We start from the raw sequence: 16,435 nt of genomic DNA, 5'->3' as shown, positions 1-16,435 counted from the left end.
GCTCCTCATCATGGATCTGCTGGCCGGGCCGGCGCGTGACGGGCTTCTCGTCCTCGCCGGTCTGGGGTGGGCCGCCGTCGCCGCCGGCCGCCTGCTCTTCCGGCCACGGCTGCGCGTGCCGGCGCTCACCCGGGCCGACGGGCTGTTCCTCTGGGTGCCGCACGTGCTCGTCGCGGTGCCGTTCTTCCTGGCCGGGGCCGCCTACGCACTGTGGGTGCCGGCCGTCACGGCGGTCGCGCTGGTGCTCGGGCACCACGGGCGGCGGCTGACCCGGTGCGACGACGGGTCGATCCGCGGGCCGGTGCTGGCCGTGCTGACCGGCGGGACGCTGCTGCTCCAGTTCGGACTGCTGCTCGCGGTCCGGCTGGTGGTGGCGCCCGATCCTCGGGTGCGATTCTCGGCGGCGCTCGGGGCGGACAATCTCCGTACGGCCTGGTCGGTTTTGATCCAACCGCTGCTCGGCCTGCTGATCGTGATTGTCGCGCTCCATTTCCGGAATCGCATTCGCCTTTTCCCGAAGCGGCTCCCGCAGTGGCCTCCGGGCTGGATCGCGCCGGCGGTCGCGGCGCCTTTCCTGCTGCCACTGCTGACCGGCGCGGGCGGGCCGGCTCTGACGCTCGGCCCGATCGCCACCCCGGAGTACGGCAAGTTGCTGCTCTGCGGCGCCCTGGCGGTGCTGGTGGCCCGGGACGGCTACCGGTTCCACGACGTCCGCCTGTTCCGCTCCCTGCTGCGCATCCACCGCGCCCCGGGCGGGCTGTGGCGGCGGCCGGCGCTGGTCGCGAGCTACCGCGCGAGCCGCTTCCTGCTGGTCCCGATCGCCCTGTTCGGGCTGGTCGCGGTGGCCAGCGGGCTGCGGCACGACTTCGGCACGATCGTGCCCGCCGCGCTGATCACGATGGGCGTCACCTGGTCGGCGACCCGGTACAACATCGACCGGGACCGGGTGGCCGGCGAGCCCGAGCCGCCCGCGGTCCGGCTCGTCCTGGCCTATCGCCTGTTCATCGGCATCGCGGTGGTGCTGATCGGCGGGATGGTGACGCTGTTCGGCACGAACTACGTGGGCGAGCGCGGCCGGGTCTGGAGCGATCCGTGGCGGTTCCGCTGGGACGCCGCCTGCGTGATCGTCGCGGTGCCGCCGGACGTGGCGGTCCCGCCCGGCCGGGTGGCCTGCCTGCGCTCGCTCAAGGCCGACGCCGAGAGCGAGGACTCCCAGCTCGCCCGGGCCCTCGCGGCCACCGCCGACGGCGGGCTGTGGGGCAACGGCGTCCGGGACCGGGTGTCCGGCCAGGTCTCGGCCGGCGCGACCGACTTCGTCCTCGCGGTCGTCTGGAACAAGCTCGGCGCGCTCGTGGTGATCGCCGCCGGGGCACTCACGCTGATCCTCGCGGCCGGTCTGGTCCGGGCGGCCGAGCACGACCGGACGGCCCGGCTGTTCGCGGCCGGGCTGGGCGCGATGATCGCCGGGCAGTACCTGTTCGTGCTGGCCACGACGGCGAACGTGGTCCCGCACACCGGCATCCCGGCGCCGCTGCTGTCCCGCGGCGGGCAGTCGACCCTGGCCCTGCTGATCGGGGTCGTGATCGTGCTGGCCGGCGCGCGCCGGTCGATGCCGGCGACCGCGGCGCCGCGGCGGGTGGTGAGCACGACCGCGACCGCCGGGGTGCTGGGCGGGATCGTGGTGGTGCTGACGCTCGTGCCGTACGCGGCGCCGGCCGGGCTGCGGGTCTACTCCCAGCGCCGCCCGCTCTGCCCGGGCCGACCGGCCGACCGGGCCGGGCTGGAGACCGACCCGCCCGACCCGAGGACCTGCTCGACCGACCGGATCGCGCTGGCCCGGACCCGGGTTGCGCTCACCTTCCCGGGCGATCACCGCCTGGTCCTGGACCGGCCGACCCACCGCTGGGAGCCGGACCAGCCGGGCGGGCTGACCGGGGACGACGTGGCCGGGCTGACCGGGCAGTTGGAGAGCGACTACCCGGGCGTGACCGGTTTCTCGGCGGGCGCCCGGCTGAGCCGCCGCCTGCTGCCGCCGGAGCGCGACCGGGTCGACGGCGGTCTCGCGCTGACCCTCGACGCCGATCTGCAGCACGCGCTGGCCGTCGCGGCGCGCGGCGACGTGCCGGCCTCGGTCGCGGTCCTCGACCTCACCGACGGGCGCGTCCTGGCCCGCGCCGACAACCGGACGACCCGCCACGCGCCCCCGGTCGACGACGAGACCGCCGAGGATTTCGCCGGGAAACACCCCTATTACGTACGGCCGGAGCCCGGCGACCTGGTCCACGACTCCGAGCGGGACCCGTCCTGCGTGCGCCGGTCCCGGGACGGCGGCGGCCAGAAGGGCTGCTGGCGTCTGTCGTACACCGAACCGGATCCGCCGGCCGCCGACCCCGGCCCGACGCTCGACGCCGCGGCCGGCGCGGGGGCCGTCGCCCAGGGCGGCCGGCCGGTGCGCCCGCGCCTGGTCGACAGCGTCACCTACCCGGCCACCGGGATCACCGAGAAGGTCCCGACCGGTCCCGAGGTGGCCGCCCCGGACGGTGTGTTCCCCGGCTCCTACCTGCCGGTCGACGGGCTGCGGCTGCGGAACCGGGCCGACGGCTCGGCGCACTGGAGCACCGGCTGGGCCGAGCCCGGCACCGTCGCGTTCGCGGTGCGGGTCGACACCCCGGACGCGGCCGTGGCCGACGACCGGACCGGGCGGATCCTCGCCGCGCTACGCACCTGGATCGGAGACCGGTGATGCACGAACGCGACGTCCGGCACGCCTTCCGTGAAGCGATCGAGACCTGGTGCAACCTGCACAACGCGTCCGGGCGGGACACTCGGGGGCTGCGCGTGCGGATCGTGGTGACGACCGTACGGACGCTGACCCCCGAGACCGTGCAGTGGATCCACGGGACCGCGCAGGACCACGTGCGCAACCTGCTGCCCGGCGCCGACGTGCAGTCGATCGGCTTCCCGGTCGCCACCGGGCTGCCGCCGCCCGGGCACCGGTTCGACGTCACCTCCGGCACCCCGTCCGCCGAGGACACCCAGCCGCTGGCCGCCGAGGACTTCTCGGTCGCGGTGCTGACCCTGCGCTACGACCGGACGTTCGTCTGGCCGTGCCGGATCGGCGCCGCCGCCCACTGGCTGGCCGTCGGCCGGCTGCCCGGGCCGGGGCAACTGCCGCTGCCGGCCTACGCGGCCTGGCTGCCCCGCGGTCCCCTGCTGCTGGTGCGCAACCACCGCGGACGGCTCGACTTCGCCCGGTCCGGGCAGCGCCCGCGCTACCGGATCCGGGTGGACGGCGTCGACCTGCACCCGGGCGGACCGGTCGGGGCGGGGGCGGCCGGCGAGATCGAGTACCACGACCGGGACGCCGTGACCGTGCTGCGCTACCACGTCGACTGGGAGGGAAACCATGTCTGACCCCGGCCCCCGTCCACTGACGATCGAGATCGACGGATTCTCCCGGCGGGCCCACCTGATCATCGCCCCGCCCCGCTCCGGCCCGCCCAAACAGGTCGACTTCGCGGTCCGCCCGGACGACTCGGGCGGCCGGCTCGTCAAGATCGAGGCCGAGGTCATCTTCACCACCGCCGACAACGAGAGCGACGGCTGGCGGCACTGGCACGTCAAGATCTACCGCTGCGCCAGCGGGCCCGACGCCGGCCTGCTGCGCCGGCATCTGCACCAGCAGGCGGCCGCGTTGCAGCGGGTCAACAGCTACCTGCCCGCGCCGCGCCGCCGGCAGGCCATCGAGCCGCCCTGGGCGGTCGTCCCGGTGCAGGTGGTCCGTGGCGACGGCGGCCTGGACAAGATCGACGACTTCGTCCGGACGGTGCTCGGCGCCTCCGAGGAGGACATCGTCGCCCGGCTGCGGCGGCACCTGCCGGACTGGCTCGGCACCACGGTGCGCCCCGAGGAGATCCTGTTCGCCGTCTCCCCGCGGATCGACGAGCTGACCTGGGAGGACACCAACTCGCACCCGGCCACCGAGCACCTGGAGGCGTTCGCCACCCTGGCCGCCGGGCTCGACCATCTGCACGGCAACGGCTGGGTGCACTGCGACATCAAGCCGGACAACGTGTGCCGCTGCACGTACGGCGGCCGCACCGACTACGTGCTCATCGACACCGACGCGGCGACCCGGGCCGACCCGCCGCCGCCACGGGTGCGGTCGTCGCCGCGGTACGCGTACCGCGGGATCCGGGAGAGCGACCACGCGCTCTCGGCCGGCCTGCTCTACGCCCAGGACCGCTTCGGATTCCTGACCGTGCTGCTCAGCGCCCTGGCCGGGCGCGAGTGGGTGGACCGGGTGCTGCTGGCCGAGGACCCGGAGGACCGCGACGGCGGCCGGATCGCCGACAGCGGCGACCGGGTGGCCCGGGCCCTGGCCGCGCTCTGGCCGGACGACCGGTGGCAGCCGCTGCGCGAGGTGCTGGCCGAACCGTTCGGGACCGGGCCGCACGGGCAGATCGCGCTCGAACATCCGGCGCCCTGGGCGGCCGGCTGGCTGGACCGGGTGCGCGCCGCCGAGGCCCGCTGCGGGGACCCGGTACGGGCCGTCCGGCGCACCGCCGTTCCGATCTCCGGGCTGGTCAGCGACGCCGAGGTGGAGCGGGTGCGGATCGCCGCGCGGGCCCATCCGGCCGGGCGCAACCAGCGGGTGCGGCTGGCCTACTCGGCGATCGCGCAGGGGGCGCAGGCCACCGCGGCCCGCCGGTTCCGCCTGGCCGCGTGGGGTTGGGGGGCCGGGCTGACCGGCGGCGCGGCGGTGGTCGCGCTCGGCGCGTTCGTGATCGGACGGTAGCCGTGCTCACCGATCTGCCGGACCGTCTCCGGGCCGCCCTGCGCCGCCGGGTGGCCGAGCGGTGCGGCCACCCGGAGGACACGTTCGCGCCGTACCAGCACAAATTCGGCCGGTGGCTGGACACCGGCCCGGAAGCTCGGGAGGACGACGAATTGGCGGAGGTGAGGCTCGCGGTCGCCGGTTATCTGGCGGTCGCGGCCCGAGAAGGACGGCGCTGGGGTACGGCCGTCGGAGTCACCCTGGGCGGTCTCGGCGCCGTGATCACGTTCGTCACCATCCGGGCGCTGTCGTGAGCGCCCGCACGCCCCGCGACGACGTGGCCCGCCGGTTCGGCACGCACTGCCCGGTCTGCGGTTCGGCGCTGGGCGACACCGCGCCGCCGATCGACCGGGAGACCGGCCGGTTCGTCCACTCGCCGTCGTTCCGGCTGGAGGTGGACGACTCGACCGGGCAGGGACCGGCCGGGTGGCGGGTCACCATGCTGGCCGGGAACTACCCGCCGGCCGAGTCGACCGACCCGCCGTTCAACCCGCACTCGGTGGACTACGTCTACCTGCTCTGCGGGGACGGGCACATCTTCCCGGACGCGACCCCGGCCTTCCACAGCGGGACGCAACGCCACCGCGACGTGCGGCAGCGGGTCGACGACTTCAACGTGGTGGCGACCGTCGGATCGCCGGCCAGCGGGAAGACGTACCTGCTGATCCGGACCCTGCATCAGAACCTGGACATGCGCGGTTCGTGGCACGCCGAGCAGGACCCGGCCCGGATCCGGCCGCGCGAGCTGAGCCCGCTGGAGAAGCTGCCGACCCGGACCTGGACCGACCGGTACGACATGACCCGCAAGGACGGCACCGCCATCCACCCCAGCGGCACCGAGAGCGCCGCCTACCCGTTCGGCATCATGCAGCGGCGCTTCCCGCGCGCCCTCAACGCCATCCAGTCCATGGTCCGCAAGGTCGTGCTGGACGGCGGCCGGCGGGCCGACAACTGGGGCAAGGGTTTCCGGCAGCCGCTCGTGCTGCGCACCGACAGCGGCGACCACCGCACCTGGACCGGGATCGCCGACCTGCCGGGCGAGCTGTTCACCGAGGACGGCGTGAACCGGCGCGAGTCGCGGATGCTGCGCTCGTTCGACGCGCTGATGTGGGTGCTCGACCCGGCCGTGGCCTCCGGCTCGCGCCGCTGGATGCGGCTGGCCGAGGACCCCAACCTGGACAAGTCGCTGCAGCTCGGCGGCAACCTGCGGCCCGGCACGGTGGACCGGTCGAGCGCCGACACGGTCCGGGTGAACCGGGAGGCGATCCAGAACCGGATCGGCGAGAAGATCACCGTCATCGACGGGCCGATCGCCGACGCCGAGGGCCGCCCGCTGCAGATGCTGATCACGATCAGCAAGTGCGACCTGATCCGGGCCGCGCTGCGCAAGGGCTGCGGCCTGGAGGGGCTGGGCGCGCCCGGCGAGGTGATGGCCGGCGCCGCGACGTACCTGGGTTTCACCCTGAACCGCTGGTCGGCCGGGCGCCTGACCCCGGACGCCGGGGCCGGCCAGCTGCTCGGATACCTGCTCGGCTCGCTCAACGCGCCCGAGTCCGGGCGCCGCCGCCGGGTCGAGCAGATCGCCGCCGGGCTGGTCCGGCACTACTCGGCCGACACCGAGTTCTGGAACCTGGTCCACGACGGTCTGGAGACCAAGGTGAACATCCCGGCCGGCAGCATCGCCGAACATCCGCAGGCACTGCGGATCCCGTCGCTCGACGAACATCTCGACTCGGCCCGCCGGCCCGGCACCGACGGCCACGTCCTGCTACGGGACCTGGTGATGTCCACGGTCGGGTGCGGCATCGCGTTCGCGCTGGGCCAGCGCGACGCGCTGAACAGCATGCACCAGGAGGCGTGGCTGACCCTGCGCTACTTCCTGTGCTCGCCGCTGACCACGGTCCCGGTCGCCAAGAACGACGAGCAGCTGGAGCCGCGCGACCCGGACGAGAGTTTCCCGCCGATCAACGAACGGGCCGCCGGGCTCACCCAGCTGCTGCTGGCCGTGCTGGAGAGGGCGCGCCGATGAGAATGGTCAAGGTGGAGTGGGCCGACGTGACCGGGACCGGCTTCAGCCCGCAGGGGCGCGACTCCGGTGACGTCGGGCCGGAGTACTGGGCGGCGGCCGAGGCGCTGCTGCACGACGACCTGAGCCAGCCGCCCGAAGGGTTGCGCCGCACCGGCGACCACCCGGTCTGGACGCTGCGCCGGGTGCCGGTCGGCAACGCCAAGACCTGGTGTTTCGTGGTCCAGGGGCGGCGCGGCCCGTACGGGGTGGCCGGCGCCTGTCGTTTCGGTTTCGCCCCGCCCGGGATGGACGCGTACGAGAGCTGGAAGCGCGGCGTCCTGGAGGTCGCCGAGCCGAGCGACCCGCCGGCCGAGGAACCGCCGCCCGGCCTGCTGAGCGTCGTGCTGGGCGGGGTGCTGCTCGGGCAGCGGGTCATCCCGATCGCCCGGCCGCCCGCGGACACCGCCTGGGTGATCCGCCGCGCGCTCGGGATCGTGCCGGAGACCGAGGCCCGCCGCTGGTCGTGGTCGACCTGCCTGCTGCAGCCGCCGGGCGCGGGCAGCCCCCGGGTCGTCGCCGGGCGCTGGCCGGACGACTTCCACGAATGGGAGCCGGATCTGGGGCGGGCCGTGCGGCAGACGTTCGCCGGTGGCGCGGTCACCCCTCAGCAGGTGGCCGCCTACCTGGACGACCCGGCGGCCGAGAAGAGCTTCGAGCGGCTGGTGGTCCGCGCCGCGCAGGGCCGGCCCCACCCGGGGCGGCGGCGCGGCGACATGAGCCTGATCGAGCTGATCCGGCAGGGCCGCGGGACCGCCCTGCCGGTGCGCCAGGAGGAGGTCCTGGAGATGCTCGGCGGCCGGCACGGCCGTGAGGAGCTGGTCCGGGGCCGCCACCTGGACAAGGTGCGCAAGGCCGCGGCCGAGCAGCCCGAGCAGGCCCGCCGGATCCTGACCGAGATGCCGGGGATCGAGTCGGCGCTGGAACGCGAACTGCTGGCCGGCCTGATCCAGGCCCAGGACCGGACCGACCAGAACCCGCTCGGGTTGCCGACCGGCCGCGACCCGGGCTCGGACGTGTGGCTCGCCCGGCTCGCCGACCTGCTGATGACCGTGTGCACGCCGGACGAGCGGCGCGAACACGCCCAGCACTGGTGGCGTTCGCGCCGGCCCTGGAAGTCGTCGCTGGACCTGGTGTCGGCCCGCGAGTGGCTGCTCTCGGCCGGGCTGCTCGTGTCCGACGCGCCCGAACTGTTCCCGATCCGGACCGACGTGATCGTCAGCGAGCTGCGCCGCCATCATCAGGTGACCGCGGCCGCCCGCGACGAGTTGCGGCTGTGCCGGGTGCCGGTCCAGCTGATCCGGGAGATCGCCGGGGAGCTGCCGCCGCTGCCGCTGGAGACGACCGAGGATCTGATCCGGTCGCTGAGCGGCGGCGACCACCGGACCGCGGCCGAGCTGCGCGACCTGATCAACCGCCCGCCGGTCGCCGTCCCGGTGCCGGAGCGATCGGCCGAGACCGCCGACGCCGGCGGCTGGAGCCGGACCAACACCCTGGCCGTGGCCGCGGTCGCGGTGGTCACGCTGGCCGCGATGGTGGTCATCCTGATCCTGGCGCCGGACCCGAAGCCGGCCGATCCCGGGCCCCGGACACCCTCACCGGCCGCGACGTCGCCTTCCCCGCCCACGCAGATCGAGCGGGAGCCGCCGCGCAACCCTCCGGGTCAGTCCTGACGGAAACGCCAGCCCACGCTGTCGGTGCCGTCCTCGTCTCCCCCGCCGTCGGCCGCCGCCGGGCCCGGGCCGAGCACCGTCGTCCGGCCGCCGGTGGTCCGGCCGCCGAGCTCGTCGTCCGGCCAGTCGTTGTAGCCGGCCGTCGTCGTCCGCTCGGAGCGCGAACCGGTCCGGGGCCGCCGGGCCGGCGTCGCGTCCGGCCGGCCGCTCAGCCGCCGCAGCTCACCGGCCCGCCACCGGCGCAGCTCCTTGTCCCGCAGCTCGGCCCCGATGGTCGCCTCCCGCTCGGAGCGTTCGGCGAACTCCTTCTCCCGCTGCTCGCGTTCGACCTTGAGCGTGGTCGTGGCCAGCTCCACGTCGGACTTCTCGCCGGCCGCCAAGATCTGGTCGTAGGGCGTCGGTGGGCCGATGTTGAGCAGGAACTTCGTGAACACCGGCAGGATCTCGACGGCGGTGATGAACAGCAGCAGCGTCAGGTACGCGGTCTTCAGCGTCCCGTTGCGCCCGGTGATCTCGCTGAGCGCCTCGATCTGCGCCAGCAGTCCCCGGTCGTTGCGGCTGTCGACCAGGTAGCTGTCCTCCTCGGCGGCCTTGAGCTGCTTGAGCCGGGCCAGTTCGGCCTGCTTGGCGGGCAGGCCACCCCGGGCGTCGGCCTGCTGCCCGGTGCTCGCCGTGGTCTGCCGGGCCAGCGCGGCATTGCGGGCCGCGTCCAGCTTGGCCGACGCCGCGTCACGCTGGATGCGCAGGTCACGGGCGTACTGCAGCTTCTTCTGATAGGCCGAGCCACCGCCCTTGCGCTTGGAGCCGCAACTGCCGTCGAACTCGCACAGCGCGTCGGCCTCGGCCTGCGTCCACCGCTTGTCGATCTGATCGAAATCGGCCTTGGCCGCCACCACCGCCGGATCCTGGCCGACCACGTCGTCGATCTCGGCGCCGGCCGCGACCCGCTGCAGCCGGGCCACCTCGGACTCCAGACCGGGGATGGCCGCGAACCGGGTGTCCGCGCGCAGCGCCGTCTCGAACCGGTTGCGGTCGGCCTGCTGGTCGACGGTGAGCTGGGCCTGGATCTCGCGCTGGAAGATCCAGAGCACCAGCGGGGTGGAGACCACCGCGCCGATGACCAGGGCCAGCAGCAGGCGCGGCAGCAGCGTGAACAGGTTCTGCCACCAGTGCTCGCGGCGGGACGCGGCGGCGACCAGCCAGCGGTCCAGGTTGGCGATGGCCAGACCCCAGAGCAGAGCCACCGGGAGCGCCGCCCAGAGCGGGGCCCGCGCGCCGTTGTGCAGCGCGAACCCGGCCGAGATGGCGGCCATGCACGCGGTGGTCAGCACGACGCCGCCGAGCCCGGAGAACTTGCGCCGCTCCCGCGGGCTGCGCGCCAGGGTTTCGACGTCGGCGCCGGAGAGCCAGATCAGGAAACGCGCCACTACATGAGCATCGGTGATTCGCAGATCACCGGAAATCCCCCGATGTGATGGCAGAGCTTTTCAAAACCTTCAAAACCTCATTTCCCGTACGTCGTCACCACCGCCGCCCTGGCCACCCGGGCACGCGCGTCGCGACGCCGGACGGTCGCGGGCCGTTCGGACTCTTGTTGCCGTACGGGGAAATCGGTTTTGGGGTCGGGAAGCAGAGCAGGCGGCGCGCTGGATGATTGACAATCCGAGTGGTCGCGGGGTTTGTAGTGGATCTAGCAGCGCTTCTACGGGGACTAGATTGTTGACAATTTTGGTCGCCATCTTGTTTCGGGAGTGTATCGAGACTTATCGTTTGACACGTTGCGGCAACGAAGTACCAGCTCTGGCGCCAGGGATGTCACCAACGTCGATGACGGGAGATCCCGCATGTCCACTGCGGCCTTGACCAGCCCAGATACGTCCCGATCCGGTCCGAGCACGGTCCGGTGGCTACGGTGAACCGGCCGGTGCGCGGTGCCCTCCGGCGGGCGACCGTTCTTCTGGCTGTCACCACACTGTTGCTGCCGGGTGGCGGCTCGCCGGCGATCGCTTCCGGTCATTCCGGGTTGGCCGGCCTGAAGGCGGTCCGGCCCGTGATGGACTGCGCCGCCGTCGCGCGGCTCGATCTGAGCGGGGCCACCGATGCGCCCGTGACGATCCGGTCGGCGACCGTGACCAGCGCGGGTGCGCCCGCGCCGTACTGCTCGGTGGTCGGCACCATCGCGCCGGCGAACACGTTCGTGATGCGGCTGCCGACCCAGGGGTGGACGCAGCGTTACCTGCAGACCGGGTGCGGCGGGCTGTGCGGGAGCGCCACCATCGGGTACACGCAGGCGGCGACCTGCGAACCCGTGACCGACGGGACGATCGCGAGCGCCACCACCGACATGGGTCACCAGGGACTCAACGACGGATCGTGGGCGGCCGGGAATCCGCAGGCGCTGATCGACTTCGCCTACCGCGGCGTGCACGTGACCGCGCAGGTCGCCAAGGCGCTGATCAGGCACTTCTACGGGCGGGCGGCGGCCTACAGCTACTTCGACGGCTGCTCGGACGGCGGACGCGAGGCGCTGATGGAGGCGCAACGCTACCCGGACGACTTCGACGGTATCGCGGCCGGGGCGCCGGCCGGCAACATCGTCGTGCAGAACACGTTCCACCACGCGTGGAACGTGCTGGCCAACAAGGACGCCGACGGGAACTACATCCTGCTCGCCGACAAGCTGCCGCTGATCCACGCGGCTGTGCTGCGCAAGTGCGACGGGCTCGACGGCCTGGTGGACGGGGTGCTCGACGATCCGCGGAACTGCCGGTTCGATCCGAACACCATCGTCTGCCCGGACACGGCGAACTGCCTGACCCCGGCGCAGGCGGCCGTCGTCCGCCGCCTGCACGACGGTGCCACCGACGCGCACGGCAACCGGCTCGAACAGGAGATCTCCCACGAATGGGGCTCCGAGCTGGACTGGACCCTGTTCGTGCCGGCCGCCCAGGGGCAGGTGACGTTCAGCGAGAACATCGCGCTGTCGTTCCTGCGGTACCTGGCCTACCGCAACGTGGCCGACCCGACCTATCAACTGACCGACCTGCGGTTCACCATCGCGTCGTTCCGCACGACCGTGCAGACCTCGGACTATCTGTCGGCGACCGACCCGGACCTGAGCCGCTTCCGGCGCTCCGGCGGCAAACTGATCCTCTGGCACGGATGGTCCGACCAGCACATCTCGCCGCAGGCGACACTGAACTACTGGGACGCCATGCGCACGACGATGGGGGCGCGGACCGTCGACAGCTTCGCCGAGCTGTACCTGCTCCCCGGCATGGCCCACTGCGGTGGCGGCGTCGGACCCAACACGTTCGACGTCCTGACACCGGTGATGTCCTGGGTGGAGACCGGTGCCACCCCGTTCAAGATCGTGGCGTCGACGACCGGGCGGACACGGCCGGTCTATCCGTATCCGCGGGTGGCGCGGTACGACGGCACGGGCAGCACCGATGACCAGGCCAACTTTGTGGCGGTGACACCTCGGCGGGAATCGGCGGTGGGGTATTCGTGGGTGGGGGCGGCTCTCTACACCCACGGGTATCAGAAGACGTGCCGGGTGGTGGACGGCAGGCTCGTCTGCGGTTGACGCGGGCGTACCCGTGACAGCCGGTGCGGCTGCGGGGCGCTCGATCGGGCCGGGCGGCGTCGCCCAGACACAGCCGTCAGCACCAGCTCAGCCCGCCCAGCTGGCGCTGAGGGTCGTCATCTGGGCTCGCTGACAGCCGCCAGCACCAGCTCAGCCTGGCCGGCTGGCACTGACGGTCGACAACAGGGCTCGCTGACAACCGCCAGCACCAGCTCAGCCTGCCCAGCTGGCGCTGACGGTCGACAACAGGGCTCACTGACAGCCGCCAGCACCAGCTCGCCCAGGTCGGCTGGTGCTGGTGGTGGTCAACACGGCTGGTGGCGACCGCGACCGGCTGGGAACAATGCCCGGAGGGCGGGCTGGGAAGTGCACCCGGCGACAGCCGTCGGGGACGGCCACGGGTATGTGGCATTCCGAGCCGCGCGGCCGCCAGGAGGCGACCGCCGACGAGCAGGCGGGAGCACAGGCCGCAACCGCAGGCCGCCGACGGGCGACGGGCGACGGGCGGGACCGGGCGGGACGACGGCATGCTGTGAGATCAGGCGGGCCGAGTTCCGGTCCCCACCCCAACCGAGGGGGCAGACCGCCCGCCGACCATTATCGCGGAAAAGTGGGCGGGCGGCGGGCCGGCCTGTGGACAACCCGCTTCTGTGGACAACCACCGAACCGGGGCCGGGTGTGCTAGGTCGGCTGGGCGGGCGTGTCCGCTCACCCCGTACGCGCAAATGTCAGTTGTTCAAGAAATCAGTGAGCGTGGGCACGAAGTCGGGCGCGCGCAGGGCCGACATGTGGTCGCCGGGGACCGTGTGCAGGGCGGCGCCGGGGATCGCCTCGGCCAGGATTTCCGGGCGGGTCGCGAGTGGGTCGGAGGTGCCGGCCAGGACCAGCGTCGGGACCTTGATCATCTCCAGGGGGATGGGGGCGGCGTGGACGGCGGCGGCCTGGGCGGCCAGGGCCAGGCGGTCGCCGCCGACGGCTTCGACGAACTGGCGGAAGCCGGCCGCGGCCGGGTCGGTGACCGTGGTCGGGTCGTCGGTGCGCAGGGCGTGCAGGAGGCGTTCGCCGCCGATCACGCGGGTGTCGAGGCCGCCGACCTCGACGACGCCGGCGCCGACCCCGCCGACGACCAGGCGGCGTACGCGGGGGTCGCGGATCGTGGTGAGCAGCGAGACGATCGCGCCCATCGAGTAGCCGACCAGGTCGACCTCGGTGATGCCGAGCAGGTCGAGCAGCGCGATCACGTCGCCGGCCATGCGGGACTCGCCGTAGAGGGCCGGGTCGTGGGGTTTGCCGGAGCGGCCGTGGCCGCGCGCGTCGATCGCCACCACGCGACGGCCGGCGGCGGTCAGCGCGGCGACGACGCCGGGCAGCACCCAGTTGGTCCGCCCGTCCGCGATGAAGCCGTGGTGCAGCAGCACCGGCGGCCGGTCGGACGGGTTCTCCCAGATCTCGTAGAAGATCTCGACGCCATCGCTGGATCGGAATGTCGACATGCCGAGATCATCCAGCATGTGCGCTAGATTTCGGGAGAGCTCACGGTCACTCCATAGGGGGATGGCAGCGTTGTGACCCCCACTCAGTTACGGGCGTATTCGGCGGTTGTCCGCCTCGGTTCGGTCAAGCTGGCCGCCGCGCACCTGGAGGTGTCCGAGGCAGCCGTCTCGCTCCACATCGGGCAGCTCCGTAAGGAGCTCGGCGATCAGCTGTTCACGCGGACGGCCAGCGGCCTGGCGTTCACCCCGGGCGGGTTGCGGCTGGCCAGCCGGGCCGCCGAGCTGCTCGGCCTGCAGGACATCACGGTCCTGGAGGTGAGCGCGGCCGGCCGCGGGCGGCGGCTGTTGCGGGTCGGCGCGTCGAGCCTCTTCGCCGAGCAGGCCGCGCCCGGGTTGATCGAGCTGTTCGCCGGGCGGGCCGCCGACCTGGACGTGGAGTTGAGTGTGCGGAATCCGGCGGCGTTCGCCTCGCTGTTGCAGAGCCGGGCGATCGACATCGCGATCGGGCCGGCGCCCAAGGTCCCGGATCCGGCGATCAGCGGGCGGCCGGTCATGAACTATCGGATCGTGCTGGTCGCGGGCCCGGATCATCCGCTCGCGGGCACCCAGCCGTCGGCGCGGCAGCTGCGCGAGCAGATGTGGCTGCTCGGGCCGTCGGCGGCGGCCGACGGCAGCGCGATCCGGATGCTGCTGCGCCGGCTGTCGGTGCCGGACGAGCATCAGCAGATCTTCCAGAGTCACGCGGCCGCGCTGGAGGAGGCGAAACGCGGTCGCGGGGTGGCCGCCGCGCTCAACTTCACCGTCGCGGCGGAGATCCGGGCCGGGCGGCTGGTGCAGTTCAGCGGGCCGCACACCACGCTGGACGACGTGTGGCACGCGTTCACGCTGGCCGATCCGGGTGCGCCGGCCTCGGCGGCCGAGCTGGCCCGGTTCGCGACGACCCCGCGGGCGTTGCAGGCGATGATGCGCGGGGCCGGGGTGCACGTGGGGCGGTTCCGGCCGTCGGTGCACGTGACGCTCTGGAGTTAGGCCGCCTTCTTGTAGGAGCGGTCCATCATCATCCCGACCGCGCGGGTCACCAGGCGCCGGCTGAAGAACCGGACGGCGACCGTGGACGCCTTGTTCATGCCGCCGGTCACGAGCACCGGCGGCGGGTTGCGCCGGTCGAGCGCGCGCATCGCCTGGTCGACCACCTGATCGGCCCGCATCCGGCGGGTGCCACCGTCCGCGCCCTGGCCGGCGACCTCGAAGAACTCCGTCTCGGTGGCGCCCGGGCAGACTGCCATGACGCGCAGGCGGGAGCCACGATTCTCGTACCAGAGCGCCTCGGTGAAGCTGAGCACGAACGCTTTGGTCGCGCCGTAGACGGCCATCCGCGGGCTCGGCTGGAACGCGGCCACGCTGGCCAGGTTGATCAGGAAGCCGTCGCCCGCGCGCAGCCGGTCGATGAACGCGTGGGTGATGCTGACCAGGCTGGACACGTTGAGCGCGACCTCGTTGTCGACGTGCGCGGCGTCCCGCTCGTGGAACGTCTGCTGCGTCCCGAAGCCGGCGTTGTTGATCAGGCTGGTGACGGTCACGCCCTCGGCGGCGACGGCCGCGCTCAGTGCGGCGCCGGCATCCGGGACGGCGAGGTCCATGGCGATCGTGGTGACCCGCACGCCGGTCAGCTCGGCGGCCAGTTTCTCCAGGCGGTCGGCCCGGCGGGCGACGAGCACCAGGTTCGCGCCGCGGGCGGCGAGGCGGCGGGCGAACTCGGCGCCGAGGCCGGCGCTGGCGCCGGTGATCAGGACGGTCTGATTCTTCATATCCGGCATCCTATGCCCATCTGGCACTCAGTGCCAAGCGGGCACCGACTGCTAGACTGCCGGCATGACTCTCTGGAACCGCACCCGCCAGGCGGTCTACGGCGAGATCGCGCAGAAGGCGATGGAGCTGTTCCTGACCCGCGGCTTCGAGGCGACCACGATCGACGACATCGCCCAGGCCAGCGGGATCTCACGGCGATCCTTCTTCCGCTATTTCGGGACGAAGGAGGACATCGTCCTCGGTGACCTGGGCTCCAAGGGCGAGCTCGCGGCCCGGGCCCTGGCCGAGCGCCCGGCCGACGAGGACCCGTGGACCGCGCTGCGGAACGCGTTCCACGCGATCAAGGACGAGGCCTACGACGCCGCGACCATGCTCAAGATCTCCCGGATGATGTACGAGACCCCGTCCCTGCGCGCCCGCCACATCGAGAAGCACTTGCAGTGGCAGGCGTCGCTGGTGCCCGAGCTGCGGCGCCGGCTCGGCGCCGATCCTTCAAACCCTTTGGACGTACGGGCGGAAGCGCTCGTCGCCTGCGCGATCACGTGCCTGGACGTGGCCGGGGAGGCGTGGACCAGGGCGGACGGGTCGGTCCCGCTGGAGGACCTGTTCGACTCGGCCGCGGCCGCCCTGCGCCCGTGATCTGCGGTTCACCTCGACGTCTCAGTAACCGCCGGAGGCGTCGATTCCCAACGCGTGCACGACGGTCGTCAACACGTACGCAATGACCATGCCGACGACGATCAGCGCCGCCACCGTCAGGACGGCGGCGCCCATGGCCCGGCCGATCCCGCCCAGCCCCTCGGCGACGGACTTGCCCAGACTCGGGCGATCCCAGGTCATCGGTGGATAGGCGCGGCTCGACGCGAAGGCCGACGGCGACTGGGTGACGTTTCCCCGCGGGCGTTCGGCAGGGCTCTTCTGCAGCAACATGACGGCGACTCCTTCGCAACCAACACTTGCTCTACCTGC

At 72.8% G+C, this 16,435-nt stretch carries 13 protein-coding genes; 9 read left to right on the top strand and 4 right to left on the bottom strand.

Annotated elements, in window-relative coordinates; translation table 11 throughout:
• The first annotated feature begins 10 nt into the window (after positions 1-10).
• From ACSHV8_RS03480 to ACSHV8_RS03455, 6 genes are read left to right on the top strand one after another with little or no spacing between them, the layout of a single operon-like run.
• Positions 11-2,743, top strand: coding sequence for an FtsW/RodA/SpoVE family cell cycle protein (locus ACSHV8_RS03480; protein ID WP_436529281.1), 2,733 nt, complete (start codon positions 11-13; stop codon positions 2,741-2,743).
• Positions 2,743-3,414 carry a hypothetical protein gene (locus ACSHV8_RS03475; RefSeq protein WP_436529279.1) on the top strand — a complete coding sequence of 224 codons (672 nt, stop codon included), beginning with the start codon at positions 2,743-2,745 and terminating at the stop codon, positions 3,412-3,414. The genes ACSHV8_RS03480 and ACSHV8_RS03475 overlap by 1 nt, the downstream gene beginning before the upstream one ends.
• Positions 3,407-4,798 carry a hypothetical protein gene (locus tag ACSHV8_RS03470; RefSeq protein WP_436529277.1) on the top strand — a complete coding sequence of 464 codons (1,392 nt, stop codon included), beginning with the start codon at positions 3,407-3,409 and terminating at the stop codon, positions 4,796-4,798. Before ACSHV8_RS03475 ends, ACSHV8_RS03470 begins: the two co-directional genes overlap by 8 nt.
• A 2-nt stretch (positions 4,799-4,800) precedes the next feature.
• Entirely contained in the window at positions 4,801-5,091 is a 291-nt protein-coding gene (locus tag ACSHV8_RS03465) for a hypothetical protein (protein ID WP_436529275.1), read from the top strand.
• The gene (locus ACSHV8_RS03460; protein WP_436529274.1) at positions 5,088-6,866 is read left to right on the top strand and encodes a hypothetical protein; all 1,779 of its coding nucleotides are present in this window, start codon (positions 5,088-5,090) and stop codon (positions 6,864-6,866) included. The genes ACSHV8_RS03465 and ACSHV8_RS03460 overlap by 4 nt, the downstream gene beginning before the upstream one ends.
• Complete coding sequence (locus ACSHV8_RS03455) at positions 6,863-8,575, top strand: hypothetical protein (protein ID WP_436529273.1); 1,713 nt, start codon at positions 6,863-6,865, stop codon at positions 8,573-8,575. The genes ACSHV8_RS03460 and ACSHV8_RS03455 overlap by 4 nt, the downstream gene beginning before the upstream one ends.
• Here ACSHV8_RS03455 and ACSHV8_RS03450 read toward each other — a convergent pair.
• A complete protein-coding gene (locus tag ACSHV8_RS03450; protein WP_436529271.1) occupies positions 8,566-10,002 on the bottom strand; it encodes a DUF4407 domain-containing protein in 1,437 nt (478 codons plus the stop codon). The genes ACSHV8_RS03455 and ACSHV8_RS03450 overlap by 10 nt on opposite strands.
• A 497-nt stretch (positions 10,003-10,499) precedes the next feature.
• Here ACSHV8_RS03450 and ACSHV8_RS03445 point away from each other — a divergent pair, with 497 nt between their 5' ends.
• Positions 10,500-12,164, top strand: a complete 1,665-nt coding sequence (locus ACSHV8_RS03445; protein ID WP_436529269.1) for a tannase/feruloyl esterase family alpha/beta hydrolase — start codon at positions 10,500-10,502, stop codon at positions 12,162-12,164.
• A 728-nt stretch (positions 12,165-12,892) separates the two neighbouring features.
• Here the strand turns inward: ACSHV8_RS03445 and ACSHV8_RS03440 are convergent.
• Entirely contained in the window at positions 12,893-13,657 is a 765-nt protein-coding gene (locus tag ACSHV8_RS03440) for an alpha/beta fold hydrolase (protein WP_436529267.1), read from the bottom strand.
• Between the two features lie 72 nt (positions 13,658-13,729).
• Between ACSHV8_RS03440 and ACSHV8_RS03435 the strand changes: the two genes are divergently transcribed.
• On the top strand, positions 13,730-14,686 hold the full coding sequence (locus ACSHV8_RS03435; RefSeq protein ID WP_436529266.1) for a LysR family transcriptional regulator: 957 nt from the start codon (positions 13,730-13,732) through the stop codon (positions 14,684-14,686).
• Here ACSHV8_RS03435 and ACSHV8_RS03430 read toward each other — a convergent pair.
• The gene (locus tag ACSHV8_RS03430) at positions 14,683-15,465 is read right to left on the bottom strand and encodes an SDR family NAD(P)-dependent oxidoreductase (protein ID WP_436529264.1); all 783 of its coding nucleotides are present in this window, start codon (positions 15,463-15,465) and stop codon (positions 14,683-14,685) included. The genes ACSHV8_RS03435 and ACSHV8_RS03430 overlap by 4 nt on opposite strands.
• Positions 15,466-15,529: 64 nt before the next feature.
• Here ACSHV8_RS03430 and ACSHV8_RS03425 point away from each other — a divergent pair, with 64 nt between their 5' ends.
• Positions 15,530-16,105: a TetR family transcriptional regulator gene (locus ACSHV8_RS03425; protein WP_436529262.1), complete on the top strand. Its 576-nt coding sequence runs from the start codon at positions 15,530-15,532 to the stop codon at positions 16,103-16,105.
• Between the two features lie 21 nt (positions 16,106-16,126).
• Here the strand turns inward: ACSHV8_RS03425 and ACSHV8_RS03420 are convergent, their stop codons facing one another.
• A complete protein-coding gene (locus tag ACSHV8_RS03420) occupies positions 16,127-16,396 on the bottom strand; it encodes a hypothetical protein (RefSeq protein ID WP_436529260.1) in 270 nt (89 codons plus the stop codon).
• Between the last annotated feature and the right edge of the window lie 39 nt (positions 16,397-16,435).

The organism is Actinoplanes sp. HUAS TT8 (assembly GCF_051380535.1).
GTDB lineage: Bacteria > Actinomycetota > Actinomycetes > Mycobacteriales > Micromonosporaceae > Actinoplanes.
This window is presented reverse-complemented; position numbering and strand designations above follow the sequence as displayed.

Bases quoted from the DNA above. Each gene is read 5' to 3' on its own strand.
- ACSHV8_RS03480 (WP_436529281.1), top strand. From the start codon at position 11: ATGGATCTGCTGGCCGGGCCGGCGCGTGACGGGCTTCTCGTCCTCGCC.
- ACSHV8_RS03475 (WP_436529279.1), top strand. From the start codon at position 2,743: ATGCACGAACGCGACGTCCGGCACGCCTTCCGTGAAGCGATCGAGACC.
- ACSHV8_RS03470 (WP_436529277.1), top strand. From the start codon at position 3,407: ATGTCTGACCCCGGCCCCCGTCCACTGACGATCGAGATCGACGGATTC.
- ACSHV8_RS03455 (WP_436529273.1), top strand. From the start codon at position 6,863: ATGAGAATGGTCAAGGTGGAGTGGGCCGACGTGACCGGGACCGGCTTC.
- ACSHV8_RS03440 (WP_436529267.1), bottom strand. From the start codon at position 13,657: ATGTCGACATTCCGATCCAGCGATGGCGTCGAGATCTTCTACGAGATC.
- ACSHV8_RS03430 (WP_436529264.1), bottom strand. From the start codon at position 15,465: ATGAAGAATCAGACCGTCCTGATCACCGGCGCCAGCGCCGGCCTCGGC.
- ACSHV8_RS03425 (WP_436529262.1), top strand. From the start codon at position 15,530: ATGACTCTCTGGAACCGCACCCGCCAGGCGGTCTACGGCGAGATCGCG.
- ACSHV8_RS03420 (WP_436529260.1), bottom strand. From the start codon at position 16,396: ATGTTGCTGCAGAAGAGCCCTGCCGAACGCCCGCGGGGAAACGTCACC.